Below are 363 nucleotides of genomic sequence, written 5' to 3' on the forward strand. Positions count from 1 at the left end.
GTCGTTGCCCGTGTTGCCGATGAGAGTCACGCTCGGGTTGTTCGTCTGACCGCTGCCGAAGCTCGCGAGGTCAATCGTGTCGGCATTCGCCAAGCCGTCGATCGCAATCGAACCGAAGTTATTGCCGCTGAACGTGAGCGGCGTGTAGCCGGTGGCGCTCACGATGGTGTTCGCGCCGCTGCCGTTGATGCCGATCACATTCGCGGCCGAATCGCCGATGATCTGCAGCGCGCCAGGAGTCGCGCCCGTGCCGGTTCGCTCGGCAGATTCCGTCCGCACGAAGTAGGCTTGCAGTGAAGCCGCGCCGGAAGCCACCAGCACTTCGCCTTCGTTGCCAGTCGCGCCAGTGCCGTTGCCGATCGC

General features: G+C 64.5%; 1 protein-coding gene. It reads right to left on the minus strand.

Features of this window, described 5'->3' with window-relative positions:
* The coding region (locus tag M9Q49_RS35280) for a hypothetical protein (RefSeq protein ID WP_254514061.1) at positions 1-363 on the minus strand (363 nt) is incomplete at both ends.

It is taken from the genome of Anatilimnocola floriformis, from assembly GCF_024256385.1.
In the GTDB taxonomy this organism is placed as follows: Bacteria; Planctomycetota; Planctomycetia; order Pirellulales; family Pirellulaceae; genus Anatilimnocola; species Anatilimnocola floriformis.